The following is a 26,410-nucleotide window of genomic DNA, read 5'->3' as shown; positions in this document are numbered from 1 at the left end:
CTGCTACTTAACTATCAATTCCTTAAGCGCAAGCATCGTATCACGCACTTTCATTGCCTCTTCAAATTTTAGCTCTCGAGATAAGGCTTGCATTTGTTTTTCTAGGCGGGCGATTTCTTTGGCGAGTAGCTTGGGCGAATGCAAAATGCTTTCGTCCACACCTACCAATGCTTCGGATAACACAATGCGTACCACTTCGGTATTTTCATCATCACCTGTGTCAATCTTATCAGTGATTTGACGCGTGGCGGATTTTGGGGTGATGCCATGCTCGGTGTTATAGGCGATTTGCTTGGCGCGGCGGCGTTCGGTCTCTTCCATCGCACGGTGCATACTTGGGGTGATGCTGTCAGCATAGAGTATGGCTTTACCATTGACATGACGAGCAGCACGCCCAATGGTCTGAATAAGCGAACGCTCTGAGCGCAAAAAACCTTCCTTATCCGCATCAAAAATCGCTACAAGGCTCACCTCGGGCATATCCAAGCCCTCACGAAGTAGGTTAATCCCTACCAGTACATCATGCACACCTGTGCGTAGCTCATGGATGATTTTCATCCGCTCCACCGTGTCGATGTCTGAATGCAGATAAGCGACCTTGATTCCATATTCTTTTAGGTAGCTGGTCAAATCCTCTGCCATGCGTTTGGTCAGTACGGTAATCAGCACGCGCTCATCCACTGCCTTACGCAGGTTAATCTCACCAAGCACATCATCCACCTGTGTCAATACAGGTCGTATCTCTAGCACAGGGTCCACAAGCCCTGTCGGACGCACCACCTGCTCGACGATTTGTTCGGATTTTTCAAGCTCATATTGGGCAGGTGTGGCGGACACATAGATGGTCGATGGGGCGATACGCTCCCACTCTTCAAACTTCATCGGGCGGTTATCCATCGCACTGGGCAGGCGAAAACCATACTGCACAAGCGTCTCTTTACGACTTCTATCGCCCTTGTACATCGCCCCAATCTGCGGTACAGTCACATGGCTTTCGTCAATAAACAGCAGTGCATCTGGCGGAATATAGTCAAATAAAGTCGGCGGTGCCTCACCTGCTGGTCGGCCTGACAGATGGCGAGAATAGTTCTCAATGCCATTGCAATAGCCAAGCTGCTGAATCATCTCCAGGTCATACTGTGTACGCTCTTTGATACGCTGTGCTTCTATCAGCTTGTCATTGGCACGAAAATAGTCCAATCGCTCGGCAAGCTCAGCTTTGATGGTCTCGGATGCTTCCATCAATTTATCCTTGGGCGTGACATAGTGCGATTTTGGATAAATGGTGATGCGTGGCACAGACTTGATATTTTTGCCTGTTAATGGGTCAAACCAAGTGATTTTTTCCACTTCATCATCAAACATGGCGATACGCACCGCCAACGATTCACTTTCGGCAGGATAGATGTCCAAAGTCTCACCGCGGATGCGATAAGTACCCCGCCCAAAATCCAGCTCATTACGCTCGTATTGTAGCTCAACAAGTCGCTTGATGATGGCATTGCGATCCACGCGATCACCCACGACGATATGGAGCAGCATTTTTAGATAGCTTTCGGGGTCACCCAGACCATAAATGGCAGACACCGATGCAATGATAATCGCATCACGCCGCTCAAGCAGTGCTCGTGTGGCGGACAGTCGCATCTGATCAATATGATCATTGATGGCACTGTCTTTTTCAATAAAGGTATCCGACGCTGGCACATAGGCTTCAGGCTGATAATAGTCATAATAACTGACAAAATACTCCACAGCATTGTGTGGAAAAAACGCCTTAAACTCGCCATACAGCTGAGCTGCCAAGGTCTTATTATGCGCCATAATAATCGCAGGTCGCCCACACTCAGCGATGACCTTTGCCATCGTGTAGGTCTTGCCAGAGCCTGTCACCCCAAGTAGCAGCTGCCCTGTCATGCCAGAGTTTACGCCCTTGACAAGGCTTGCAATGGCAGTCGGCTGATCGCCTGATGGCTCAAATTCTGTCACCATATCAAAGGCACGGCTGCTGATTTGTGTGCCTGACGCATTGACGCCTGTCAATTGGGCTTCGTCTTGGAGCTGTTTGGCAAGCTGATTGGTCTGAATGTCTGCTCGGGTGGTTGGTTGTCGCATGATGGTGATCTTAGATAGAATTTGGGGATAATATGGTGGCAAATGCTGTGGATTTAAAGTGCCATTGAATAAAGCAAAAGACTTTAAACTTAACAAAAAACCTTCCAAGCACACACTTAGAAGGTTTTTATCAAATATCAAACAGCAATTAGCGACGATATGCCAATTCAGTCATGATATTTTCAGAATCTGACCAGCGGTTGGCACTGTTTGACGCACCTAGCTGCACGATGATCGTTGGGTGATTGTTGATATTGGTTTCCATCACGACGCTGTAACCTGCTTCGCGGATGTAGCCTGTTTTTTGTACGCCGATTGGATAGTTGCCTTCGCGCACCAGACGGTTGGTATTATTGCCTTTATAAGTGCGGTCGCCTGATTGGTAGTTGGCGATATAAAAGTCATACTGCGGTGCAGTTGAGAAGTTGCGGATGCTGTGATAACGCGGATCGCTGTTCACGGCTTTCATCATGGTGATCAAATCGCGCGCCGATGAGCGGTTACGCGGATCCAGACCTGAAGTATCGCTGAAAGTCGTCTGATACATGCCCATTTCTTGCGCCTTGCGGTTCATCGCTGCGATGAAAGTATCATAACCACCTGGATAAGTACGGCCCAATGCCTTAGCAGCTGGGTTCTCAGAGCGCATCAGCATCATCAGCAAAAACTCAGAGCGCGTCATGCGATCGCCTGCTTTTAGGCGTGTACTGGCTTGCTTAGCGCCGACCAAATCCGATGGAATGATGGTAATTTCTTCACGCATATCCAGCTGCGCATCCAAGATCACCATGGCGGTCATCACCTTACTGATCGATGCGATCGAACGCTGCTCATCGGCATTTTTGGCATAAAGCAACTGATTTGATTGCAAATCAAACACCGCCACCGCTTCAGAGCGTGGTGATAGCATCAACTGATCACTGCTAAAACCGTAGCCTGAATAGTTGCTCGCGCTGTTGTAGCTTGTGCCATAGTTGGTCACAGGCTTAGCAGCAGGTGCGCTACCTGCTGGTACGACGCTGACAGTTTGGCTTTGGTTGATCTGTGGGGCTGGCGCAGGCGTGGTGGTGTAGCTAGGCGCAGGCTCATAGGCTTCGCTATAGCTTGGGGTTTGAGGGATTTGCACATAAGGATTTTGTGTGCTGACCACTGCCGTGCTTGATGTGCTGACAGTTTTTGATTGGCTACTATCCACCACAAAAGCGTGCGCGCCTGAGCTTGCCATCAGTGCTAGCATCATCGCATAATGCTTATTCAATCGTTTGCCAAAATGGGTGTTTTTCATGGGATTTCCTTTAAAAATGAACAAGGCAACAGCAGTGTCCCAACAGACGCGTTGCGCCTTCGGTTCAAACATCAAAATCAAATCAATAAATCAAAAGAAATATTGATACCACTAAATTTTTATTATGCTTGTGCCATGCCAACCATCAATCTACACAGCGGCAGATCAACTGTGGCGGCGCGGTATCAATGGGTTTGCTCGTCATTTGCACCAATCCAATACGCGCCTTGCCTACAGCTTTATTGTAGCACATTTTTAGAGTGGTGCAGTCACCAACTGCTCAAAAAACCATCAATTGTCACCAAAAACCCGTCTCCAGTCCTAATTTTTATAAAAATTTCGCAAATAATAAAATAAAGGAAAGGTTGTCGCAACATTTTGTGTCAATTTTGATCAACAGCGGTTTGAACTTGCATAATAAATGCCAAGCAAACACATGGAATATTTATGTCCGTTTTGTTATAATACAAGTCCAAAATTTAAATGAAATAGGCACAACAATAATGATAAAAGTCTTGGTGGCAGATGATCATGATTTGGTGCGCATGGGCATCACGCATATGTTGGGCGATAATCCTGAGATCGATGTCGTCGGCGAAGCGGATAATGGTGAGAGCGCGGTCATCCTTGCCAAAACACTCAAGCCTGATGTGATTTTGCTTGATGTCAATATGCCCAATATCGATGGTGTCGAAGCCACCCGCCGCATTAAGCAGTCCAATGCCAGTGTGAAAATTTTGGCAGTATCGAGCCTTTCGGCACAGCCCTATCCATCAATGTTACTCAAAGCAGGTGTAGATGGCTATATCACCAAAGGCACGCCGCTGGATGAGATGATCCGCGCGATCAAAAAAGTGTATTCAGGCTCGCGCTATTTCAGTCACGATGTCGCAGAACAGCTTGCTGAGACTGTGCTTGGCGAACAAGCCGAATCGCCGTTTGACAGTTTATCAGAGCGTGAAAAGCAAGTGGCGATGATGGTGGTCAATTGCCAAAGCACCCAAGAGATCGCCGATCAGCTGTTCGTCAGCGCCAAGACGGTCAATACTTATCGTTATCGTATTTTTGAAAAATTGGGCGTCGATAGCGATGTTAAGCTTACACACCTTGCCATTCGCCATGGCTTGATTCAGGCGAATTGATTTTTTATTTTAAAAACAAAAAGCACCCAAATCATCTTGAGTGCTTTTTTATTGAGCTTAATAAACTACTGCTTAAAGCTCAGTCCTTCTCCTGCAGGCAAGCGCCCTTGCTGCATCAGATTCAGTGCCAATTGTAGCCAATCCACACCACTACCATCAGGTGTGTTCTCAAAGCTGACATCGGGCACGACACCGACGCGATCGATTTTTTTACCTTTTGGGGTTAGGTAATGCGCGGTGGTTAGCTTGATCGCTTGGTTGTTACCAATCGGAATCACCGACTGCACCGAACCCTTGCCGTAGCTAGTCTCGCCGACAACAAGCGAGCGATCATAGTTTTGTAAGGCACTTGCTAAGACTTCAGATGCTGATGCTGAATAGCGATTTTGTAGCACGATGACAGGCAGGTTTTCAAATATTGCCGAGCCTTGTGTTTCAAGCACGCGCTCGATACCGTTTCGGTTCTCAACTTGGGTGACGACTTTCTTTTTCATGAATAAAGACGCCACATCGACCGCCGCATCCAGAACACCACCTGGATTGTTACGCAAATCCAGCACCACACCATGAATCGGTGTGCCGATTTTATTGATATGATCAAGGATATCTTGGCGTGTGTTATTTTGGAATACAGGCAATTTGATCACCGCGATACCATCGCGCATCACCACTTCGATTGCACTGTGCTGCATTTGGTTGCGCATCAAAATTACCGTGCGCTTAGACCGTCCCGCCTTAGAATAAGTGATCTCAACATTCGTACCTGCAATACCACTCAAAAGTTGCGCGACATCATTTTCGCTGTGGCTTTGGGTCAGCTTGACATCACCAATCTGATGCAGATAATCACCAACCGCGATGCCTTCATATTTGGCAGGTGAATCGGCAGCGACTTTAGTCACAACCCAATGCGCATCAGCAGGCTGCCACACCGCTTCCACGCCGATACTTGCAACATTGCCACTGGTGAATGATTGCAAATTGGCAAAGGCGGTGGCGTCCAGATACTCAGCATTACGATCAATGCGGCTTAGCATGCCGTTAATCGCGTGATACATCAGCACTTCATCATTGACAGGCTCGACATATTCGCGGCGCATCATGTCGATCGCTTGTACGAAGGTCTTGAGTGTATTTGGGCTGATGGCAGCAAGTGGCACGCGCCCTTGGTGCAAGCCTTCGATACCGTACAAAGGATTTGGGCGTGTCTCCAGCACTTCTAAAGATGGTGTATCCGCTGAGCTTTCAGGCGCGTCGGTCGATACCACCGCTTGTGTATCCACTTCTGGTGTATCAGCTGCGTGCGCGTATAAGACCGCACCACCCATCAATCCAAGGCACATCATCGCTGCCATCAGCGGATGTGTCATTTTAACTCTTGGCATGAAAAAATCCTTGATGAAACTTCAGTTTGACTCAGACAAGCAAGCTTTCGCCCGTCATCTCGCTTGGCTTATCAATACCCATCAAATGCAAAATGGTCGGTGAGACATCACACAGCTTGCCACCATCGCGCACGCTGACATCTTTATCGCCAACATAGATGAACGGCACAAGCTCAGTGGTGTGCTGTGTATGCACTTGTCCGCTTTCATAATCCTGCATTTGCTCGCAGTTACCGTGGTCAGCGGTAATCAGCAGATGGCCATTTGCCGCGCGCACATGCTTGACAACTTCACCAATACAAGTATCCACCGCTTCTACCGCCTTGACCGCCGCATCAAATACGCCTGAATGCCCCACCATGTCGCCATTAGCGAAATTCACAATCAAAACATCATATTTGCCAGAATCGATGGCGGCATTGAGCTTCTCAGTGACTTCAAACGCGCTCATCTCAGGCTTAAGGTCATAGGTCTTGACATCAGGGCTATTGACCAAAATGCGGTCTTCGCCATCGTACAGCTCTTCGCGACCGCCACTAAAGAAGAAAGTAACATGGGCGTATTTCTCGGTCTCAGCGATGCGCAGCTGTGTCTTGCCAAGGTTTTGTAGATATTCGCCCAAAGTATTGGCAAGACTCGTTGGATAATACGCAATGCTGGTTTTTGGGTTGTTTTCAAGCTCATCAGAGTATTTGGTCAGCATGACAAATGCCGATAGCTCAGGCACGATGTGGCGATCAAAGCCATCAAACTCAGCATCAACAAAGGCAAGGCTAATCTCACGCGCGCGGTCAGCACGGAAATTCATAAAAATCACGCCGTCATTATCACAAACCACGCCATCTTCTTCGATGAAAGTCGCTTGGACGAACTCATCAGTCTCACCTTCTGCATAAGCAAGCTCAATCGCTTCAAGGGCTGAGCTTGCCGTGCGCACTGATTTGCCTTCGGTCAATAGCTCAAAGCAGGCTTCGACACGATCCCATCGCTTATCGCGATCCATCGCATAAAAACGACCAATGACGCTTGCGATTTTGGCATCGCCATCAAATTCTGCATTGATTTGTTCAAAATAATTTTCAAGATCAGCTACATAACCTTCTGCTGATTGTGGCGGCGTATCGCGACCGTCCAAGAAAGCATGGACAAAGACCTGCATCGCGCCTTGGCTTAGGGCAAGCTTTGCCATCGCCTTGATATGATCAATGTGTGCGTGTACACCGCCATCAGATAATAAGCCTAAGATATGCACCGCACCTTCATTATCCAAGGTCGCTTGTACTGCTGCTGTCAATGTAGGATTTTTAAAAAATTCGCCCGAGTCAATATCATTCATGATACGCGTCGAATCTTGGAACAGAATGCGACCTGCACCAAGGTTCATATGACCGACTTCAGAGTTGCCAAATTGACCATCAGGCAAGCCCACATCCATGCCCGAGCCTGAAATCAGACCATTAGGACAAGTGGCGGTAAGCTGATCCAAATTCGGTGTATTCGCTGCAAGCACCGCATTATCTCGTGGATCTTCGCGATGACCAACACCGTCTAGAATCATCAGTACATGGGGGATTTTTTTATTTTGGGTCATGACTTACTCCGATTTGTCTATTGTACCAATTGGCAAATGAATTTTGGGCATTATAGCACAAAAAAGCACCCAAATACATTGAGTGCTTTTGTAGTGATTAGACCGCTGAGACGCCTGTCATATCCACAGGGGTATCGACCAGTGATACGCCCTTGTCTTTGGCAGCATCGTTGCGCTTGTTCTGTAGCTCGGTCAGATACGCTTCGTCGATCTTACCTGCGATGTATTTACCATCAAATACCGAGCAGTCAAAACCATGCACGCGGCTGTGCTTGGTATCATTCACTGCTTCGATCAGATCATCAAGATCTTGGAAAATCAAGCGATCAGCACCGATAATCTCGCGCACTTCTTCGACACTGCGACCCGATGAAATCAGCTCACTGCGCACTGGCATATCGATGCCATAGACATTCGGATACATCACAGGGGGTGCAGCTGATGCAAAAAAGACATTCTTCGCACCTGCATCGCGTGCCATCTGAATGATCTCATGACAAGTCGTACCGCGAACAATCGAGTCATCAACCAGTAGGACATTTTTGTTTTTAAATTCTAGCGATACGGCGTTCAGCTTTTGGCGTACGCTTTTTTTGCGCTGCTGCTGACCTGGCATAATAAAGGTGCGGCCGATGTAGCGGTTTTTGTTAAAGCCTTCGCGGTATTTGACATTCAAATGATGCGCAAGCTCAAGCGCAGAATTACGCGAAGTATCAGGAATCGGAATCACCACATCGATGCCGTGATCTTCACCCCATTCACGCAAAATCTGCTCTGCCAATTTCTCGCCCATACGCATACGCGCCTTATGCACTGAGATATTATCAATGATCGAATCAGGACGCGCAAAATACACATATTCAAAGATACAAGGCGTGTACTGACCTTCTTTGATCTCGACGCACTGATGCGTGTGGATGCTGTGATTTAAATCAATAAAAATCGCTTCACCTGGTGCAACATCGCGAATGACTTCAAAGCCTAGAGCCTGTAGCGCCACTGACTCTGAAGCCACCATGTACTCGACACCTTTTTCGGTCAAACGGCGGCCATAAATCAACGGACGAATGCCATTAGGATCGCGAAACGCCACCATGCCATGACCCGTGATCAATGCCACCACACCATATGCGCCATCGCAGCGTTTATAGACTTTTTTTAGCGCTTCAAAAATATCACTCGGCTCAAGTGAAGTCTTGGTGAATTTTTGCAATTCATGGGCAAAAATATTGAGTAATACTTCAGAGTCAGACTGAGTATTCAGATGGCGACGGTCTTCTTCGTACAGCTCGCGCGCAAGCTTATCGGCATTGGTCAAGTTGCCATTATGCGCCAAAGCGATGCCATATGGCGAGTTGACATACAAAGGCTGCGCTTCAGCAGTGCTGGATGTGCCTGCTGTCGGATAGCGCACATGACCGATGCCGCAATTACCCACCAAGCGCACCATGTGCTTATTCATAAACACATCACGCACCATGCCATTGTCTTTACGCAGGTATAGGCGATTGTCTTTTAGGGTGACAATGCCTGCCGCATCCTGACCGCGGTGCTGAAGCATGGTTAGACCATCATACAGCATTTGATTGACAGGTTCATGCGCCATGATACCGATTACGCCACACATAGTTGCTCCAAGTTATTGATAATGAGTTTTAAGATAATTTATCAAATAAATCTTAATTAATAAATTGTCAAACTTATCAAATTCAAGCGATTTTTATTGATTTTGATAAGGGTTTTCAAGCTGTTTATAAGTCTCGCCGAAAGCTTCTTGTAATAAGGTTTTTGCCACGGGTGCATAAGGTAATAGTGCAGGCGAGAGTACCGAATTTTGCCACAGTGTGGTCTTAGCAAGTAGCGGCGCGGCGACACTTAGTACAATCAGCACCTTTAGCACGCCAGTCATCGCACCCAATAGCGCACCTGCCATACGATCGATAAAGCCAAGCTTAAGCACTTTTAGGCTTTTGGCAATCACGCCTGCCACCATGCCGACGATGACGACCACCGCCACCATGATAGACACAAAAGCCAAAGCAATTTGTAAAATTGGATTATCAATGACACTGGTAAAAAAGATCGCAAAATCATCGGCAAATTTCGATGCCAAAATCAGCGCCAAAAGCCACGACACCATAGATGCCAAAGTCTTAATCGCGCCTGCACTAAAGCCACGCCACAATCCGACAAAGACCACAAGACTAATGGCAATATCCAATCCGTTCATTGATACGCTCGATTATTGCGACTGCTCATGGCTTGCAATGCTGTGCACACAATCGCTGATCAGTGACGGACCGCGATAGATCAAGCCTGAATACAGCTGCACGGCTTTTGCACCTGCTTGGATTTTCTTCAGTGCAAGCTCACCGCTGTCAATACCGCCCACGCCGATCAAATCAATCTGATCGCCAATCCGCTTGGCAAACTCAGTCAAAATCAAAGTACTTTGGTGATTAACAGGACGACCTGACAGACCACCTGCTTCATCAGCGAAGCGATAGCTTTCCACGCCCGTGCGCGACAAAGTGGTGTTGGTCGCGATCAAGCCATCAATCTCAAAATCAAGCACCGTCTGTGCAATCTCATCAACTTGCTCAAGGTCAAGATCTGGAGCGATTTTCAGTGCGATCGGCACATAAAAACCATAGCTGTTGGCAAGTTTCATTTGGCAATTTTTGATGCCATCAAGTAGCTGCGCCAACGCATCGGCACTTTGTAGATCGCGCAAGTTTTTGGTATTTGGGCTTGAGATATTGATGGTGATATAACTTGCATAAGGATAGACGCGCTCAAGACAATAGATATAGTCATCGAGCGCATTTTCAACAGGAGTGATGGCGTTTTTGCCAATATTGATACCAAGCACGCCTTTATAACGCGCGCGTTCGATATTGGCAATCATCTGATCGACGCCATCATTATTAAAGCCCATGCGGTTGATGATCGCGCCTGCTTCTTTGATGCGAAACAGCCGCGGCTTATCATTGCCCGCTTGTGGCATCGGCGTGACCGTACCGACTTCCAAAAAGCCAAAGCCCAATTCTGATAAGGCATCGATATACGCGCCATTCTTATCCAGACCTGCAGCAAGCCCCACGGGGTTCAATAGCTGTACGCCCATGCAAGTGGTCGGCAATGCCTGCTTGCCATAGCCAAAGCCCAACAGATTGGCGCGATCGGCTTTTTCGAGCAATTCCAAGGTGGTCTCATGTGCCTGCTCTGGATCCATACTAAATAGAATCGGACGAAGCAATGCATAAGACATAGGCGCACCTTTGTTAAGAATTAAAGTTAAGAGAAAAAATTTCGCCTAATTATAGCACAACATCCCAAAAATTTAAGCAAATTCTTAGTAAATTTACAGATTGGCAAACATCAAGCATTTGTGTGGGCGCGCTGCTTTATTAAAACTGATACATTTCGTGTTCAAGCAGTAGTTTTTTGATCCATGTACCGCCCGTATAACCACCCAAGCCACCATCACTTGCGATCACACGATGGCACGGAATGATGATACTGATGGGGTTTTTGCCATTGGCATTGGCGCAGGCGCGAAAGGCGGTAGGCTTGCCGATACTTTGGGCAAGCGCAGCGTAGCTGATGGTCTGTCCGTGGGGAATGTGACATAAAGCCTGCCAGACACTTTGCTGAAATGGCGTACCAAAGGACAAATCAAGCGGCAGCTCAAACTGCGTTCTTGATCCTGCAAAATACCCATCCAATTGTGCAATACAGTTTAATAACACCGCATGATTTGCATCCGCTTTATCAAGACTTTCTTGTGGTATCAATACATCATCTGCCGTGTGATTGGGCATAATTTTATCAAGCAGCTTATTGGTCTTATCATCATACCAATCAAGCGCAATCAGATGCTGATTCAGTACAGTCAGCTTAAGGTTTGGTAAGCCAAATGGTGGTTGGTAGGTGGTGCTGATGGGTTTTGTCATCATATTTTATTATCAATTAAAAATAAAAAGCATCACCAAATACGGCAATGCTTTTTGTCAGTTATTCATCTTTTTCTAGCAGTGCATCGACAAATTCTTTGGGTTCAAATGGCTGCAAGTCATCAATGCCTTCGCCCACGCCAATAAAGCGGATTGGGATATCGGTATTTTGAGCGATGTTAAACACCACGCCGCCTTTGGCTGTGCCATCAAGCTTGGTGATGCTGATGCCTGTGATATTCACCGCTTCAGAGAATACCTGCACTTGATTGATGGCGTTTTGACCCGTGCCAGCGTCCAGCACGATCATCGTCTCATGTGGCGCAGTCTCATCGGCTTTTTTCATCACGCGCACGACTTTTTCAAGCTCTTGCATCAGATGCGATTTGTTCTGCAAGCGCCCTGCGGTATCAGCGATCAAGACATCAATACCCTTGGCGCGTGCCGATTGCATGGCATCAAAAATCACCGACGCACTGTCCGAACCATGGCCTTGGGCGATGACAGGAATGCCGTTTCGCTCACCCCAAATCTGCAGCTGCTCAGTCGCAGCAGCACGGAAAGTATCGCCCGCTGCCAGCATGACTGATTTGCCTTGTTTTTGTAGGCGCTTGGCAAGCTTACCGATGGTGGTGGTTTTGCCCACGCCATTGACACCAACCATCAAGATTACATAAGGCTTCTTCTCGGTGTCAATCTCAAGCGGATGCACCTTAGGCGCAAGAATATCGTGTAATTCAGACTTTAGCGCCTTGTACAGCGAATGCGAATAAATCAAATCACCGCGCGCGGTCTGCTCGGTCAGATTCTTAATAATGCGATTGGTGGCATTGACTCCGATGTCAGCCACCAAAAGCTGATCTTCAACTTCTTCTAACAGCTCATCATCAATCTCTTTACCACCGACCAGTACATTCACCAAGCCTTCGGACAGATTTTTGCTCGACTTAGCAAGCCCTGCTTTCATGCGAGCAAACCAGCCGCCTTGTTCGTTTTCGCTCATAAGTTGCCTTTTTTTGATAAATTATAAATTGGATAACTATTCAATAGATTACCGTGATTGTAGCACAGTTTGACAAAGATTTCACCCAACAAAAAAGCCCTGATCATCCTCAGGGCTTTGATTGGTAAATTTTAGGTGATATGATTGATTTATAAAGACTCACCCAAAATCACACCGCCATCATCTTTGGTAATCATCACGGTGGCTGAGCGTGGTACTTTACCGCCTGCGACCGCACCCCATGCCACATCAGGGTGGTCTTCACCAGGGTGTTGAATGTTGATAAACAAAGTCTTAAGATCTGGGGTCATGGTGATGCCTGTCACTTCACAGCCCTTTGGACCGACAAAGAACCGTTTGAGCGTATCATCGGACGCCATCATGCCCACAGGGGTGTTTTTGCCCGTGGTGGTGCTGACGATTTTGCCATCGCCGACACGGTTTGGCAAGGCGGCCAGTAGCATACAGTTGGTGGTCTTGGTATAAGCACCATCATCGGTTTGAATCCACAGCACACCGCGTGGGTCAAAGTACAAGCCATCAGGCGATGATAAATCATTATCCGGACTTAAGCCTGATAGGTTTTGCTCGGTCAAATCATTTGGCGCAGCGAACAGGTACACATCCCAATTAAAGCTGGTCGCAGCATGGTCACCATCTTTTTCGCGCCAGCAGATAATGTGTCCGTGTTGATTGCCTTTGTCATTATAACTGCGTGGGTTGGCGGCATCTGTGGCATCAGGTGTGCGCTTAGAATTATTGGTTAAGGTTACATATACTTCGCCTGTGATTGGGCTGACCGCGACCCATTCAGGGCGATCCATTTTGGTCGCACCAAGTGCATCGGCAGCTAGGCGTGCATGGACGACAATATCGGCTTGATTGGCAAAGTTATACTCCTTGTGCTTGACCGTATTCATGGTCAAAGGACGCCACTGCCCTGTGCCATCGGCATTGAATACGGCTACATACAGCGTACCTTCGTTCATGTATTTATCGCCAGCTTTTAGACCTTTGCCAATGTCTTTTGGCGACCATAGTGCCTTTGAGACAAACTTATAAATATACTCACCACGCGCATCATCACCCATATAAAACACGATAGGCTTACCTGCCACCGCTGGGGCAAAGGCACAGTTTTCGTGAGCAAATCTGCCAAGGCTTGTGCGCTTGATGGCTTTGGCTTGTGGATTGAACGGATCGATCTCGACGATATAACCAAAGGCATTAAAGCCATTGCGATAATCATCGTGCGCTGTCTTACCGCGCGCGGTGATGTCCCAGCGGCTAAATTCATCGGCAACGACGCCATCTTTATCATCGGCAGTGTGCCACAGATAGCCGCCACCTGTACTGTTTTCTTTAAGTCCATAGCGTGCCAAAGCAAGATCAGCTTGCGCACCAATCACGGCTTTGTCTTCACCACGCGCAAAGACATTTAAGAAATTCTCTTCGGTGGTCAAATAAGTGCCCCATGGCGACGCGCCTGCACCGCATTCATTGTTGATGCCCCAAGTGGTCTTGCCGTGCTTGTCATACTTGGTCTGTACAAGGCTTGCACCGCTTGCTGCGCCTGATAGCTGGGTCATGGTGCTGCTGGTGTAGCGTTTGTTAAAGCGGGAATTTTTGACCAATTCAAATTGACCATTATCCTTACGCACTAGCTCAACCACAGACACGCCATGAGCGTTAGCATCGCGGCGGACATCCATAGCAAGGCGTTTTTTACGATAAATTGCTGCGGCATTGGTATCTTCCTGTGTGTACATACCCATAGGGTGTAGGTTGTCATTGGTGTATTCGTGGTTGATGGCAAACAGACCGCGGTTTGACTGATGCGGGTCAAATTTGCCATTACTCATACCATAAAAATTCATGCCATCATGGTTATCACCCATGCGATACATGAACGATTCGCCTGAGTGCTTGCGATCATCGCGAAACGGCTCAATGCCATCGACAAGCGGCTCGCCTAGGTGCAAAAATGCTTTGGCGGTATAGCCTTCAGCGACCATCATCTCATTGCCTGTATAATGTGGCACGGCTTTGAATTTCAGGCTCTGTGGGCGCGGTAGATTCATCGCGCCTGCCGTCGTCTTGGCAAATGCACCATTGCCCATCATCGGCAACGCGCCAAACATTGCCATCGCTGTCAAGCCTGCACCGCCCTTTAGCACCGTGCGGCGGCTGATGGCTTGGTCAAGCAAGTTTGCAAATTCTGGATTGTCACTGGTGTTCGAATCTTCGATATAATCATGCGGATGCTGCATTGTAGATTTCCTTATAGCTATGATGTGATGATCGCTCATCTAAAAGTTGCGCTAATTGTAGCAAGCGAACATGACAGCTTATTGACGATCCGATGACAGTTTTATGACAATTTTGCATAGTGAAAGGTGATAAAGTTTCTTTGGTGCAGCTGTAGGCTTACCAGCCATGCCATCAGTTCATCACAGCTGTACGCCTTACCGATGTGTAGCGTGCGCGTGGTGAATGGCGCGGATTCTACGCCGTTTTTGATTTTGTGATGGATAAAGCCATCGGCGCGCATTACCCTTGGTAAGTCGTGAATTGCCTTATCTGGTGCATCGCCCTGTTTGGTGAAATACTCAATCAAACGCTTTTGGCAGTCACTAAAGCGTGCCGTTGGCATCTCATCAGACAGCACCCAGTAAGCATGATGCTTATCTTGGCTTGACTCATTAATGATGCTTGGCGGTAGTGGCAGTGCCTGTAAGCGAGCCACACGATCGGCATCAGGGGTGTCAAAGTCTAGGAACAAGGCGCGAACGCTGACGATGTTTTCTTTTTTACGCCCTTTGCCGTCTGTTTGATTGACGGTGACATACACGCCTGCACCCTGCTCATTGAGCCTGTGCAGTTCGTCTTTGACATCGTCATACATCCCCCACAGTTGGCGAGCCAGTGCAGGGCTTTTACGGTCGGCATTGTCATCAAAAGTTTGATAGAGTGATGGCGTACCGTGTGATAGTTGGTTAATTAATGGGGTCATATTCATCCTTGATACTTCGGCAACAGTTCGCTTTCTGAGAATGCACCTTGACTGGCTGTTGCAAGCTTTTGGGCGTGTGTGGTTTCACCTGTGTAGTCGGTGCGTGGGAAATAGCCACGCTCTTCCCACTTTTTCACCGCCATATAGGTAACGCCCGTAATGCTGGCAACTTTCTCTCGACCGCCGAAATGCTTGACCACATCTCGGACTGGGTTTTTATTCATTTTTTTCACCTTGATATGATTAAACCAATAATATCGCTAATTAAACCCTAAGTTTAAACAAAAGTCAAGAATAAATATACCTTTGGTTGCTTTATTTTTCTATACTTTTGGTATAATATTATACTTAAGGTATAGTAAATTTTGAGGACTAACACCATGTCAGATCTTGTCTCAAGAATGCAGCAAGCCTTGGATCATTCTGGCTTATCTTGGTCAAAAGCAGCCATCGAAGCGGGCAAATCCGCCCAAGCTGCATCCAAGTGGAAAAAGGGTCAGATTGGCAAAGATACGCTTGAGCAATTCGCACAAGTAACAGGTGTTAATGTTGGTTGGCTTTTGACTGGTCAAGGCTCAATGACCGCCGATACCCCACCCCAAGCCGATAAATCCGATATTCTTAATGACCTAAAAGCACAGATTGCCGCCCTACAGACTGGCGGTATATTGACCGATGAACAGGCACATGAGATTGTCGATACAGTGCGTGTTGCGATGCCTGCCAATGATGTGCCACTGATTAGTTGGGTGGCGGCTGGCTCATGGTCAGAAGTTTCACCTGTGACATTGGATGATGCCTTGGGCTATTATCCACGCCCACGCAATCTATCCGCTGACGGCTTTGCGCTTAAGGTGCGTGGTCGCTCGATGTGGCCAGAGTTTCGCCCTGATGACATCATCTATGTCGAGCCAAATATCTCTACATTGGCACTCAAAGACGGTGATCTGATCGTCGTGCAGTGCAATGATGATACCGAAGCGACATTTAAACAGCTTGTACTGGGCGAGACTGAGTCTGATATGTACCTAAAACCACTCAATCCTGACTGGCCAGAGCAAAAGATGCTACCGATGGGCGAATGTCGGCTAGTGGGTAAGGTGGTTGGGAAGTTGGTGGAGTATTAAAAATGTATTTGAATAAATCAAAGGATAGATAACCATGGGTAAATATACATTCTCTGTGGATTTGGCAGCAGTTGAGCATCTTGGTCTAAATTTATATAGTAACACCGCCGCCGCACTGACAGAACTAATTGCAAACGCTTGGGATGCAGATGCCACCGAAGTTAGAATTACGATCAACGATGATCAAACCCAAATTATCATCACGGATAATGGGCATGGTATGTCTGTAGATGATTTGAATAATAAATTTCTAAAAGTAGCTTATAAAAGACGCATTGATCAAGCCAAGAGTCCAAGCGGACGACCAGTAATGGGCAGAAAAGGTATTGGTAAACTCGCCTTATTTTCGATCGCCCAACATGTTGTAATCACTTCCAAACAAAAAGATCAGGATAGTCATGCTCTATCTATTAATGTCAATAAACTAAAAGATTGCATCGCATCTGGGACGCCTTATCATCCAGCAGAAGAGTCAGCAGATGGTATTGACGGGCTAGAACATGGCACGACTTTCGTTTTAACCGAAATATTAAGCAGTCGTGTCAATCAATCTATCTCAGCAATGAAAAAACGCATTGCAAGACGCTTTTCAGTTATTGGAGAGCAGGATGCATTTGATGTTTATGTCAATGACGAAAAAATCAGCCAGCTAGATAGAGATGACTATCGTAATTTGCAGTTTGTTTGGCAGTTGCCCAATAGCAAACAACACGAATTTCCAGAAGATACCAAAAAGTTTAATTTTACCAGCAATCAATACACTCACAAGGATGCAACTTACTCCTTTTCTGGCTGGATTGGCACAGCTTATAAGCCCAAAGACCTAGATAGTAGTGATATGGGAAACATTAACGGCATATCCATCCTTTCTCGTGGGCGCATCTTTCAAGAAAATATTTTGGATAAAATCTCAGAGAATCGACTGATTAAAAACTACATTACCGGAGTGATTCAGGCTGATTTTTTGGATGATGACGATGTCGATGACTTGGCAACCAGCGATCGCCAGCGTGTTCGTGAAGACGATCCACGCTATATAGCATTGATAGAATTTATTAAATCACTTATTAATCAAATGTTTAGTAAATGGAGCACGGAAAGAAGAAAATACGATGTCGAAGAATCTATTAAGAGCTATCCACTCCTAAATAACTGGCTTCAGGATCTACCGCGGAACCACAGAAAACATGCAGAAAAGCTATTGTCCACCGTATCTCATCTGAGTATCAATAGCGATAAAGAAGATGATAGAAAAGAGTTATTTAGAAGTACGGTATTAGCCTTTGAACGCTTAAAACTTGAAGGCAGTGCTCATGAGTTTAATGATGCCATCAGCTCAAGCCCTGCTGAACTGATTAAAATATTTAGCAGTTATGATTCTTACGAGGTTTCTCTTTATCACGATATAGTAAAATCAAGACTGCATACCATTGATCTAATTCAGGGTAAGATTAAGGAAAATGACTACGAGAATAGTATTCGTGATTTTATTTATGAGCATCTATGGTTGATTGATCCGACTTGGGAGCGAGTTTCCACGACAGCATATAAAGAAACTAGCGTACACAAGATGTTTTTAGAACATCCAGATATTAAAGACTTGCTGTCAGAAGATGAAAGACGCGGCAGGCTAGACTTGGCTTATAGAACCTTAGGTGGTGAACATATTATCATTGAACTAAAAAGACCTAAGTTGAGCTATAAACTAGATGACCTTAAGCTTTTCGAGCAAGGTAGAAAATATCGGGATACATTATTTAAATGCTTAAGCCAGACCAATCCTACCTTTACTGATAAAGACAGAATATCTGTGATATTCTTAATTGGCCACAGATTTGATCGCGACCAAAAAGAGATCGAAAATATTTTTAATGCAATCAATGGAAGGGTGTCCACTTATGATGAGATGTTGATAAAGGCAAAAGCTGCTTATGGAGACTTTTTAGAATCAACTAAAGAGCTTGATAAAATTAAGAAGCTAGTTGATTCTTTAAGCTAAGCCCAACCACTTCACCCAATCTAACAGGCACAGCATTGCCAATCATTCTAGAGATGGCTGTCATATTGATGCGCTCTGCAAACTGATAATCTTCGGGAAAGGTTTGAAATATGGCAGCTTCTCTAAGTGAGATGGCTCTGTCCTGCTCAGGATGTCCAAAGCGACCATTACCATAGCCTGTGCATAATGTTGTCATTGTTGGTGCGGGCTTATCCCATGACATACGACCATAGACACTGCCATAGGTTTTGCCAGAGCTTTTTTTGTGACACTCAGCAACCAACTCTTTAGGCCAATCGCGCCAGCTACCGCCCTGCTTAGACGCCTTAATCCGCTTCATATTCAGCTCACTCAGACCAGAACTGAGATGCAACGAATCTTCAGAGCATCTCTGCCCAGCTGCAATAGGTGCCAAATGCCCAATGGCGTCCTGTACTGTCACTGGTGACTCATGCGTCGCAGGGATTAGCTCTATCTTGCCGATACGGCTTGCAAGGAGTACATGGCGCTTGCGATCTTGGGGAATGCCATATTTCACACATTCCACCTTTTGAGCCGACACTTGATAGCCCAAGCTTTCTAGCTTGGCCACAAAGTCATGATATACTTGATGCTTGGTGACATCAGGGACATTTTCCATTGTCACAAGCTCAGGGCGCACTTCATCGATCAGTCGCGCAAAATGATAGAGCAGTGGATATTTCTTATCCATACTTGTATCCCTGCCATTATTGTAAGTGGAGAATGGCTGGCATGGGGCACACCCTGCCAGTAGGCGCACCGCACCATCGCTATACCAACTTTGGATCTCATCGGCAGTGACATCCGCTACGCTTTTTTGGATGAATGTGGCATTATTATTATATTCATAGCCATAGCGACAGGCAGCGTCAATATCATAACCTGCCTTCACTTGGATTCCAGCTTTAATCAGCCCAGCGGTGAGACCACCGACACCACAAAATAGATCAACTGCTTCTATTTTTTCCATAATATCACTCAAAACAGCCCATTGATGGATATTATAATCCATTTGGCTAAAAAACTCGAGTTATTTTTTTACCATCCACCACGGGTGGTTTTTTTATTTAGCATATTTTAAGATTTTTTCTTGACAAATAATTATCCTATAGGATAATATATATCTGACAAGATTTATTTCTTGCTCAATCATCATTAGGAGCTGTTTTATGGCAACCGTTACAGAATTTGGTAAAATGCTTAGAATATTACGCATTGAACATAATATCATGCTAAAAACCATGGCGGAAAATATTGGCGTATCTGCACCTTATTTGTCAGCAATTGAGACCGGCAAAAAGCCAATTAATGCCAATTTGCTAAACAAAATTATTGACTATCTCGGACTATCCGCACAACAAGCCAATGAACTTGTTGCGGTAGCAAGTACGCTTGAGCAGGATATTGTCATCAAACCTGCCAATGACTGTGAGGCGGAGCTGGCATTAATGTTTGCACGCAAACTAGACAATCAAACACTAGACATTAAAAAAATCATGCAGTTTTTAAAGGAGGTATAATGTTAAATAGTCTGCATTTATACAATAAAGGCGTGCGTGTCAAACCACGAAGCAAGCATGAAATTAGAGGCTTTGCCCGTCTTGTTCGTCAGCACTTTCAAGACGACATACACAAACCCTTTGATGTATTAAATTGTCTTGAGATTGATTTGCCCAAAGCCACAGCCTATGACTTTTCTTTTGAACCAAAGGAAAAAGCTACATGAAAGATGTGGAAGCGTCTGTATCACCGGATGATATGGTAATGTACATTAGACAAGATGTATTTGACGCCTTGTATAATAATGACAGTCGTGCAAGATTTACTATAGCTCATGAATTCGGCCATTTATTCATGCACAAAGGTATCGCAGCTACTCTGAATCGCAGCAACCCATCAGCACACAAACCTTTTGAAGACAGCAAATGGCAAGCCAACCAGTTCGCTGCTGAGTTATTAGCGCCTTTAGGCGGGTTTTTGTAGTACGCTATGCAGTATGTTATCATACTACAAAATACAATTTCCCTTATAAATCAATGGGTTATATATCAAACATCCATCTTCCAATCAAACGGCATCTCATGATGACCGCGCAACGCCATCATTAAGGTTTGTTGCATATGGCTCAGCACTTCGGTGGTATATGGGATGGCAGGACGGCCCCACACAGGATTTGGCCAAGCCACATCATTTTGATAACGCACGATATGATGAAAATGCAGTTGCGGCACTTGGTTGCCTAGGGCGGCGACATTCATCTTATCAGCGCCAAAAATCTTCGCCATCTGACTAGATACCCAGCTTGACTCACGCAAAAACTGCACTTGATCAGCATGGCTTAACTCATAAATCTCTTTTACGCCCGACACACGCGGCACAAGAATCAACCACGGAAATTGACAATCATTCATCAGTCGCACGGTCGATAATGGAAAATCCCCCACCAAAAAAGTGTCCTTGGCAAGGGTTGGATGTAGTTGAAACATGGTCTTTCTCTTTATAATCTTAACTTATCTTAAATGGCAATTCGCCAAAACGTGGTTATTATAGCACAAATTTTCACCGCTTGAAAAATTTCCATCAGCCATTTTCTACCAAATTCTGCTCAAAATACAGCAATAACTCCGCCACTTTATCCAGTCGCACCTGCACATCCATCTCGGTTTTGGCGGTGAATTTAAGCATCGTCGCCCCTTGCATACGATAGCCATCATGAGACTGAATCAGCTTGATAATCGCAAGCCCATCGACAGGCGTATCAGCCTTAAATTCCATACTGATGCTATGACTGGTCGCATCGATTTTACTAATACCCACCGCTTTGGCGCGAATACGGCAGCGATGCACGGCAAATAAGTTTTGGGCAGGCACAGGCAGCGCACCGAAGCGATCAATCATCTCCGTGCGAATGTCAATCAACTCACTGACTTCATCGACATTACTAATGCGCTTATAAAACAGCAGCCGCTCATGCACATCACCCAGATAGTCATCAGGAATCAGTGCGGACGCATGAATATCGACTTCACTGACCAAATCCAATGGCGTGGCAAGGCTTGGTGTCTTACCCTGCTTAATCGCACGAGTCGCACGCTCCAGCATATCCATATACAGTCCAAAGCCGATGGTCTGCATATTGCCTGATTGCTCCTTGCCAAGAATCTCGCCTGCACCACGGATTTCTAGATCTTCGGACGCCAGCATAAAACCTGCACCAAGGGTGTTCGCGCGCGTAATGGCGTTTAGGCGTTTTTTAGCATCACTACTTAATCCCTTGATCGATGGCACAAGTAAATAACAATACGCCTGATGGTGACTGCGCCCCACTCGCCCACGCAGCTGATGCAGTTGTGCGATGCCAAATTTATCCGCGCGATTGATGATAATGGTATTGGCATTCGGCACATCGATGCCTGTCTCGATGATGGTACTGGCGACTAGGACATTGAATTTTTTGTGATAAAAATCACTCATCACCGCCGCAAGCTCACGCTCATGCATCTGCCCATGCGCCACCGCCACGCGCGCTTCACCAATCAGCTCGCGCAAGCTTTCTGCCGCCGCTTCGATACTTGCCACATCATTATGCAGATAATACACTTGTCCACCGCGTAAAATCTCGCGCAAAATCGCTTCTTTGATCACTTCATCAGACTTTGCCATCATAAAGGTCTTAATCGCCAAACGGCGTGCTGGCGGCGTGGCAATGATTGAAATGTCCTGCATCCCAGACAGTGCCATATTCAGCGTACGCGGAATCGGCGTGGCGGTCATGGATAGGCTGTCAATCTCGGTTTGCATTGCCTTAATCCGCTCTTTATGCCGCACCCCAAAGCGATGTTCTTCATCGATGATCATTAAGCCAAGCTTATGAAACTTCACGCCATCTTGCAAGATCTTATGCGTGCCGATGACGATATCCACCTTGCCGCTTGCGACATCTTCTAGCACCTTATCATGATGTTTTTTATTGCCAAAACGCGACAAACTCTCGATGCGCACTGGCCAATCCGCGAAGCGATTGATAAAGCTGTCTTCATGCTGCCCTGCCAAAAGCGTCGTCGGCACCAGTACCGCTACTTGATAGCCTGCCTGCACCGCGATGAATGCCGCACGCATCGCCACTTCAGTCTTGCCAAAGCCGACATCGCCACAAATCAGGCGATCCATCGGTTTAGACTGCTTCATATCATGGATGATGGCATCAATGGCGGCGGCTTGGTCAATGGTCTCTTCAAAGGCAAACTGACTGGCGAACAGCTCATACTGCGCCATATCCACCCCAAAGCTGATGCCCGCCTTGGCATTGCGCCGTGCTTGTACATTCAAAAGCTCGGCTGCGACATCATGAATCCGCTCAAGGGCTTTAAGCTTAGCCTTCTCCCATTTGCCCGAACCAATTTTGGACAATGCCACCGCTTCAGAATCTGTGCCGCTATATCGCCCGATCAAGGCAAGATTGGTAATCGGCACATAAATGCTCGCATCATCGGCATATTTTAGATGAATAAACTCCTGCTCACCTTCGCCGACATCCAGTACGATCAAGCCATGATAGCGACCAATACCATGCTCAAGATGCACCACAAGCGACCCTTCGGATAATTCCGTCACCGACTTGACCAAAAACGCCTGCGACACACTCGACTGACGACGGCGACGCGTCTGCAATACCTGCCGCCCAAAAATCTGCGTCTCACTGATCACACAAAAGCCATCATTACCATCCAGCCACAGCCCCCGTTCAATTGGCGCAACACTGATGGCAATGCAGTCTTGGTAAAATTTATCTTTATTATTGATAAACTCATCAAAGCCCTGCAAGACTTGAGTGGCGATTTTACCTTTTAGTAATTCTAAAATAATCTCACGGCGACCTGCACTCTCTGCAACCAACAAAACAGGCACTGATAAATCCGCCACATACTCAAGCAATGCTGACAGCGGTTCAGCATTTTGGTGATTGATCGGTAAATTTGGCGGTGGTGTGATGGTCAAACCCGCAAGCTTAACGGGTGTATTTTCTGCTTTATCAATCAGCACGCGTGGGAATGCTTTGAGCGCTTGATGAAATTCATTATTTGGTAAAAATAAATAATCAGGCGGCACAATCGGCAAATCTTTATCATGTGCGCGGGCATTATAACGACCAACCACCTGCTGATAAAACGCATCGTGATGACTGGATAAATCAGCATGGCTGACAATCACCGCATCATTGGGCAAATACGCAAAAAAACTGCCCGCACCCAGCCATTCATCGAGATCAAAAAACAGCGGCGCATAATACTCAATCCCTTGTGGGGCAATGCCTGATATCACATCATGATACAGCTCGATCTTGCGATGGCTTGCGTGGGGAAATAAGCTTGCGAAATTATGACGGAAATGCTCGCGCCCTGCTTCTAGCGCAAATTCACGTGCAGGCAACAGGCGGAATTCTGAGACTTTGGCGACTTTTGGCAGTTTATCAGCCAATAAATTATTCAGCCCTGCGATACTGTCTTTTTTAAGTTTTTCTAATCTATCATCACTGAGTGTGCGCTGTGTTTCTGGATCAAAAAACTTAATACTCTCGATTTCATCATCAAACAAATCGATGCGAAACGGCAAGCTTTGACCGATGGCAAAAATATCAACAATGCTGCCACGCACCGCAAATTCACCTGGCTCAAAGACATTATCAACATGCAAATATCCTGCGCGCGCCAAGCGATCTTTTTCATGATTCAGATCAAAACGATCACCGACCGCCAAATCAAAATGCTGTCCAATGAGCCAATTTGGTGGTGCAATCCGCTGCATCAAGGTCTGAACACCGACCAGTAGCACGCCTGTTTTTGGCATTTTGGTCAATAGTGCGATTCGCTCTGAGATGATGTCTTGGTGAACCGATAGCTGATCATATGCCAAGATTTCCCAATCGGCAAAGATGTGCGCCGTCACCCCAAAAAAGGCAAGCTCCGTCTCAAGTTGATTGAGTTCATTTTGGCTATTAGTCACCATCACCACAAGCCGCTCTTGGCTTTGGGCGACCAACGACAGCCAATAGCCAAGATCTGAGCCTGCGTGTAGCGGCACGGTGGTTTTATAATTGGCTTTGGTGGGCAGTTCAAGGATTGGGCTAGAATGATGTGTGGCAGTCATGGTGTTATTGATGGGAATAATTATGGGAATATTGGGCAAAATTGTGGTTATTTTAGCATAAATCGCTTGGCGGTTTTGCGTGATTTTGATTTTTAAAAGCATAAAAAACAAGCCCAGGGAAGTGCTGGACTTGTTTTGAGATTTTGGGTTTAACTGCTTAACAATTAAGCGGTAGCACCCGGTTGTAGCACGATGTGTTTTGATTCTAAGAAATCTTCCATCGCCGCCAGACCACGCAGACGACCGACGCCTGATTGCTTGTAGCCACCTTCTTCGAACTCTTCGCGCATCACCACCCAGTCATTGACCCAGATCGTGCCTGCTTCGATTTCGCGTGCAATCCGCAGTGGGCGATCGACATCATTACTCCAGATGCTCGCTGCCAAACCATATTCACTGTCATTGGCAAGCTCGATGGCTTCGCGTTCAGTTTCGAATACTTGCAAGGTCAAAACAGGGCCGAAGACTTCTTGCTGCACCAAAGCGGCTTTGTTGTCATTCACTTCGACCAAGGTTGGGCGATAGAATGCGCCTTTTGATAATGGACCATCGGTGTATGGGCCGCCGCGGACGATGACTTTTGCGCCTGCTGCGATGCCATCTTCGACCATCTGATCGACACGCTTGACGCTCTTGATGTCAATCATCGCGCCCATCTCGCTGCTTGGGTCTGATGCTGGACCGACCTTGACAGATTCTAGTGCTTCAGCTAGGCGTTTGGTGACTTCTTCTGCCACGCCTTTTTGTACCAAAATACGACTGCCTGTCATACAAAACTGACCTGCAAAAGTCGTCAAACCTGCGCGCACCGTTGGGATAAGCTTGTCGATATCAGCATCATCAAAGACGATGTGCGGTGTCTTACCACCAAGCTCAAGACCGAAGCGTTTGAGCTGTTTTGCACCTTCTTCCATCAGCGCACGGCCAACGACAGTCGAACCTGTGAAGCTGATGCTAGGCACATCTGGTGATTCGACGATGGTTTCTAGTAGCTCACGCTCACCTGTCACCATATTGATCACACCTTTTGGTAGTGATGGCACTGATGCTAGGATTTGGGCGATCAGATGGTTCAGTAGCGCGGTTTGACCAGGCATTTTTAGCACTGTGGTACAGCCTGCTGCCAGTGCTGGAGCAAGCGAGCGGATCAGCAGCGCCGCAGGTGAGTTCCAAGGCGTGCTGATACCGACAACGCCCACAGGTTCTTTTAGTAGCATTGACATCTTACCTGCTGACCATTCAGCGGCGCGGCCTGCTTGGGCATAGATCATCGCTGCACCATAGCGTAAGCCTGACATCACAAGCTGCACTTCAAACGCCGCTTCTGGGACGATTTTACCATTCTCGACAGCCAGCGCTTGCACCAGTTCTTCTTGACGCGCTTCAAAAGCATTCGCCAAATCGTTCAGCACTTTATAGCGCAGTTCGCGGTCATAGCGCCAATTGGTCTCTTTAAACGCGCGCTTGGCAGCACTGATCGCTTGCAGTGCTTCGGCTTTACCGCCTTCGACATAAGTGCCGATCACTTCACTGGTGGCAGGGTTTAGCGTTTCGCGCTGGATGCCTGTATTGATCCATTTGCCATCGATCCAATGGGTTGCGTGTGGTAGAGTTGCCATTGTCATT

The 26,410-nt window shown here is 46.6% G+C and carries 22 protein-coding genes; 6 read left to right on the top strand and 16 right to left on the bottom strand.

Translation table 11 applies throughout. The features are described 5' to 3' along the window. Positions 1 to 3 precede the first annotated feature (3 nt). Positions 4 to 2,115, bottom strand: coding sequence for an excinuclease ABC subunit UvrB (gene uvrB, locus NGM44_RS10005; RefSeq protein ID WP_253223513.1), 2,112 nt, complete (start codon positions 2,113 to 2,115; stop codon positions 4 to 6). A gap of 148 nt (positions 2,116 to 2,263) precedes the next feature. Continuing rightward, complete coding sequence (locus NGM44_RS10000; protein WP_253223512.1) at positions 2,264 to 3,400, bottom strand: D-alanyl-D-alanine carboxypeptidase family protein; 1,137 nt, start codon at positions 3,398 to 3,400, stop codon at positions 2,264 to 2,266. Positions 3,401 to 3,903: 503 nt separating this feature from the next. On the opposite strand from NGM44_RS10000, the gene NGM44_RS09995 reads away from it, so the two are divergent. After that, complete coding sequence (locus NGM44_RS09995; RefSeq protein ID WP_253223511.1) at positions 3,904 to 4,542, top strand: response regulator; 639 nt, start codon at positions 3,904 to 3,906, stop codon at positions 4,540 to 4,542. A gap of 65 nt (positions 4,543 to 4,607) precedes the next feature. Here NGM44_RS09995 and NGM44_RS09990 read toward each other — a convergent pair whose 3' ends face one another. The 10 genes from NGM44_RS09990 to NGM44_RS09945 form a co-directional block, all read right to left on the bottom strand. After that, positions 4,608 to 5,927 (bottom strand): S41 family peptidase, encoded by a 1,320-nt coding sequence (locus NGM44_RS09990; RefSeq protein ID WP_253223510.1) that lies wholly within the window; start codon positions 5,925 to 5,927, stop codon positions 4,608 to 4,610. A gap of 31 nt (positions 5,928 to 5,958) precedes the next feature. Continuing rightward, positions 5,959 to 7,518, bottom strand: a complete 1,560-nt coding sequence (gene gpmI / locus NGM44_RS09985; protein WP_253223509.1) for a 2,3-bisphosphoglycerate-independent phosphoglycerate mutase — start codon at positions 7,516 to 7,518, stop codon at positions 5,959 to 5,961. 97 nt (positions 7,519 to 7,615) lie between these two features. Then, positions 7,616 to 9,145, bottom strand: a complete 1,530-nt coding sequence (gene purF, locus NGM44_RS09980; protein ID WP_253223508.1) for an amidophosphoribosyltransferase — start codon at positions 9,143 to 9,145, stop codon at positions 7,616 to 7,618. Between the two features lie 93 nt (positions 9,146 to 9,238). After that, on the bottom strand, positions 9,239 to 9,748 hold the full coding sequence (locus tag NGM44_RS09975; protein WP_253223507.1) for a CvpA family protein: 510 nt from the start codon (positions 9,746 to 9,748) through the stop codon (positions 9,239 to 9,241). 12 nt (positions 9,749 to 9,760) lie between these two features. Beyond that, positions 9,761 to 10,789: a quinone-dependent dihydroorotate dehydrogenase gene (locus tag NGM44_RS09970; protein ID WP_253223506.1), complete on the bottom strand. Its 1,029-nt coding sequence runs from the start codon at positions 10,787 to 10,789 to the stop codon at positions 9,761 to 9,763. A 139-nt stretch (positions 10,790 to 10,928) separates the two neighbouring features. Then, a complete protein-coding gene (locus NGM44_RS09965; RefSeq protein WP_253223505.1) occupies positions 10,929 to 11,477 on the bottom strand; it encodes a methylated-DNA--[protein]-cysteine S-methyltransferase in 549 nt (182 codons plus the stop codon). Between the two features lie 58 nt (positions 11,478 to 11,535). Next, a complete protein-coding gene (gene ftsY, locus NGM44_RS09960) occupies positions 11,536 to 12,477 on the bottom strand; it encodes a signal recognition particle-docking protein FtsY (protein ID WP_253223504.1) in 942 nt (313 codons plus the stop codon). Positions 12,478 to 12,626: 149 nt separating this feature from the next. Next, positions 12,627 to 14,747, bottom strand: a complete 2,121-nt coding sequence (locus tag NGM44_RS09955; RefSeq protein WP_253223503.1) for a PhoX family phosphatase — start codon at positions 14,745 to 14,747, stop codon at positions 12,627 to 12,629. 101 nt (positions 14,748 to 14,848) lie between these two features. Beyond that, a complete protein-coding gene (locus NGM44_RS09950) occupies positions 14,849 to 15,490 on the bottom strand; it encodes a DNA-primase RepB domain-containing protein (protein WP_253223502.1) in 642 nt (213 codons plus the stop codon). 2 nt (positions 15,491 to 15,492) lie between these two features. Continuing rightward, positions 15,493 to 15,714 (bottom strand): Cro/CI family transcriptional regulator, encoded by a 222-nt coding sequence (locus NGM44_RS09945; RefSeq protein ID WP_253223501.1) that lies wholly within the window; start codon positions 15,712 to 15,714, stop codon positions 15,493 to 15,495. Positions 15,715 to 15,870: 156 nt separating this feature from the next. Here NGM44_RS09945 and NGM44_RS09940 point away from each other — a divergent pair, with 156 nt between their 5' ends. Both NGM44_RS09940 and NGM44_RS09935 read left to right on the top strand, forming a co-directional pair. Then, positions 15,871 to 16,617 carry a S24 family peptidase gene (locus NGM44_RS09940; protein ID WP_253223500.1) on the top strand — a complete coding sequence of 249 codons (747 nt, stop codon included), beginning with the start codon at positions 15,871 to 15,873 and terminating at the stop codon, positions 16,615 to 16,617. Positions 16,618 to 16,651: 34 nt separating this feature from the next. Continuing rightward, on the top strand, positions 16,652 to 18,616 hold the full coding sequence (locus NGM44_RS09935) for an ATP-binding protein (protein WP_253223499.1): 1,965 nt from the start codon (positions 16,652 to 16,654) through the stop codon (positions 18,614 to 18,616). Here the strand turns inward: NGM44_RS09935 and NGM44_RS09930 are convergent. Beyond that, on the bottom strand, positions 18,588 to 19,607 hold the full coding sequence (locus NGM44_RS09930; protein ID WP_253223498.1) for a DNA cytosine methyltransferase: 1,020 nt from the start codon (positions 19,605 to 19,607) through the stop codon (positions 18,588 to 18,590). The genes NGM44_RS09935 and NGM44_RS09930 overlap by 29 nt on opposite strands. A gap of 199 nt (positions 19,608 to 19,806) precedes the next feature. On the opposite strand from NGM44_RS09930, the gene NGM44_RS09925 reads away from it, so the two are divergent. The 3 genes from NGM44_RS09925 to NGM44_RS09915 are packed head-to-tail and all read left to right on the top strand — an operon-like array spanning position 19,807 to position 20,620. Beyond that, positions 19,807 to 20,157 (top strand): helix-turn-helix domain-containing protein, encoded by a 351-nt coding sequence (locus tag NGM44_RS09925; protein WP_253223497.1) that lies wholly within the window; start codon positions 19,807 to 19,809, stop codon positions 20,155 to 20,157. Next, entirely contained in the window at positions 20,157 to 20,363 is a 207-nt protein-coding gene (locus NGM44_RS09920) for a hypothetical protein (protein ID WP_253223496.1), read from the top strand. Before NGM44_RS09925 ends, NGM44_RS09920 begins: the two co-directional genes overlap by 1 nt. Next, a complete protein-coding gene (locus tag NGM44_RS09915; protein ID WP_253223495.1) occupies positions 20,360 to 20,620 on the top strand; it encodes an ImmA/IrrE family metallo-endopeptidase in 261 nt (86 codons plus the stop codon). The genes NGM44_RS09920 and NGM44_RS09915 overlap by 4 nt, the downstream gene beginning before the upstream one ends. 65 nt (positions 20,621 to 20,685) lie before the next feature. Here the strand turns inward: NGM44_RS09915 and NGM44_RS09910 are convergent, their stop codons facing one another. The 3 genes from NGM44_RS09910 to NGM44_RS09900 all read right to left on the bottom strand — a co-directional run bounded on the left by NGM44_RS09910 (position 20,686) and on the right by NGM44_RS09900 (position 26,403). Continuing rightward, positions 20,686 to 21,123, bottom strand: coding sequence for an HIT domain-containing protein (locus NGM44_RS09910; protein WP_253223494.1), 438 nt, complete (start codon positions 21,121 to 21,123; stop codon positions 20,686 to 20,688). A gap of 94 nt (positions 21,124 to 21,217) precedes the next feature. After that, on the bottom strand, positions 21,218 to 24,784 hold the full coding sequence (mfd, locus tag NGM44_RS09905; protein WP_253223493.1) for a transcription-repair coupling factor: 3,567 nt from the start codon (positions 24,782 to 24,784) through the stop codon (positions 21,218 to 21,220). Between the two features lie 164 nt (positions 24,785 to 24,948). After that, on the bottom strand, positions 24,949 to 26,403 hold the full coding sequence (locus NGM44_RS09900) for an aldehyde dehydrogenase family protein (RefSeq protein WP_253223492.1): 1,455 nt from the start codon (positions 26,401 to 26,403) through the stop codon (positions 24,949 to 24,951). Positions 26,404 to 26,410 lie beyond the last annotated feature (7 nt).

Origin of the sequence: Moraxella sp. FZFQ2102, assembly GCF_024137865.1 — a bacterium.
In the GTDB taxonomy this organism is placed as follows: Bacteria; Pseudomonadota; Gammaproteobacteria; order Pseudomonadales; family Moraxellaceae; genus Moraxella.
Note: the sequence above shows the minus strand (reverse complement) of the source record. Positions and strands in the feature narration are given on the sequence as shown.

Excerpts from the sequence above, each read along its gene's own strand:
- uvrB (WP_253223513.1), bottom strand. The coding sequence starts at position 2,115 with ATGCGACAACCAACCACCCGAGCAGACATTCAGACCAATCAGCTTGCC.
- NGM44_RS10000 (WP_253223512.1), bottom strand. The coding sequence starts at position 3,400 with ATGAAAAACACCCATTTTGGCAAACGATTGAATAAGCATTATGCGATG.
- NGM44_RS09995 (WP_253223511.1), top strand. The coding sequence starts at position 3,904 with ATGATAAAAGTCTTGGTGGCAGATGATCATGATTTGGTGCGCATGGGC.
- NGM44_RS09990 (WP_253223510.1), bottom strand. The coding sequence starts at position 5,927 with ATGCCAAGAGTTAAAATGACACATCCGCTGATGGCAGCGATGATGTGC.
- gpmI (WP_253223509.1), bottom strand. The coding sequence starts at position 7,518 with ATGACCCAAAATAAAAAAATCCCCCATGTACTGATGATTCTAGACGGT.
- purF (WP_253223508.1), bottom strand. The coding sequence starts at position 9,145 with ATGTGTGGCGTAATCGGTATCATGGCGCATGAACCTGTCAATCAAATG.
- NGM44_RS09975 (WP_253223507.1), bottom strand. The coding sequence starts at position 9,748 with ATGAACGGATTGGATATTGCCATTAGTCTTGTGGTCTTTGTCGGATTG.
- NGM44_RS09970 (WP_253223506.1), bottom strand. The coding sequence starts at position 10,789 with ATGTCTTATGCATTGCTTCGTCCGATTCTATTTAGTATGGATCCAGAG.
- NGM44_RS09965 (WP_253223505.1), bottom strand. The coding sequence starts at position 11,477 with ATGATGACAAAACCCATCAGCACCACCTACCAACCACCATTTGGCTTA.
- ftsY (WP_253223504.1), bottom strand. The coding sequence starts at position 12,477 with ATGAGCGAAAACGAACAAGGCGGCTGGTTTGCTCGCATGAAAGCAGGG.
- NGM44_RS09955 (WP_253223503.1), bottom strand. The coding sequence starts at position 14,747 with ATGCAGCATCCGCATGATTATATCGAAGATTCGAACACCAGTGACAAT.
- NGM44_RS09950 (WP_253223502.1), bottom strand. The coding sequence starts at position 15,490 with ATGACCCCATTAATTAACCAACTATCACACGGTACGCCATCACTCTAT.
- NGM44_RS09945 (WP_253223501.1), bottom strand. The coding sequence starts at position 15,714 with ATGAATAAAAACCCAGTCCGAGATGTGGTCAAGCATTTCGGCGGTCGA.
- NGM44_RS09940 (WP_253223500.1), top strand. The coding sequence starts at position 15,871 with ATGTCAGATCTTGTCTCAAGAATGCAGCAAGCCTTGGATCATTCTGGC.
- NGM44_RS09935 (WP_253223499.1), top strand. The coding sequence starts at position 16,652 with ATGGGTAAATATACATTCTCTGTGGATTTGGCAGCAGTTGAGCATCTT.
- NGM44_RS09930 (WP_253223498.1), bottom strand. The coding sequence starts at position 19,607 with ATGGAAAAAATAGAAGCAGTTGATCTATTTTGTGGTGTCGGTGGTCTC.
- NGM44_RS09925 (WP_253223497.1), top strand. The coding sequence starts at position 19,807 with ATGGCAACCGTTACAGAATTTGGTAAAATGCTTAGAATATTACGCATT.
- NGM44_RS09920 (WP_253223496.1), top strand. The coding sequence starts at position 20,157 with ATGTTAAATAGTCTGCATTTATACAATAAAGGCGTGCGTGTCAAACCA.
- NGM44_RS09915 (WP_253223495.1), top strand. The coding sequence starts at position 20,360 with ATGAAAGATGTGGAAGCGTCTGTATCACCGGATGATATGGTAATGTAC.
- NGM44_RS09910 (WP_253223494.1), bottom strand. The coding sequence starts at position 21,123 with ATGTTTCAACTACATCCAACCCTTGCCAAGGACACTTTTTTGGTGGGG.
- mfd (WP_253223493.1), bottom strand. The coding sequence starts at position 24,784 with ATGACTGCCACACATCATTCTAGCCCAATCCTTGAACTGCCCACCAAA.
- NGM44_RS09900 (WP_253223492.1), bottom strand. The coding sequence starts at position 26,403 with ATGGCAACTCTACCACACGCAACCCATTGGATCGATGGCAAATGGATC.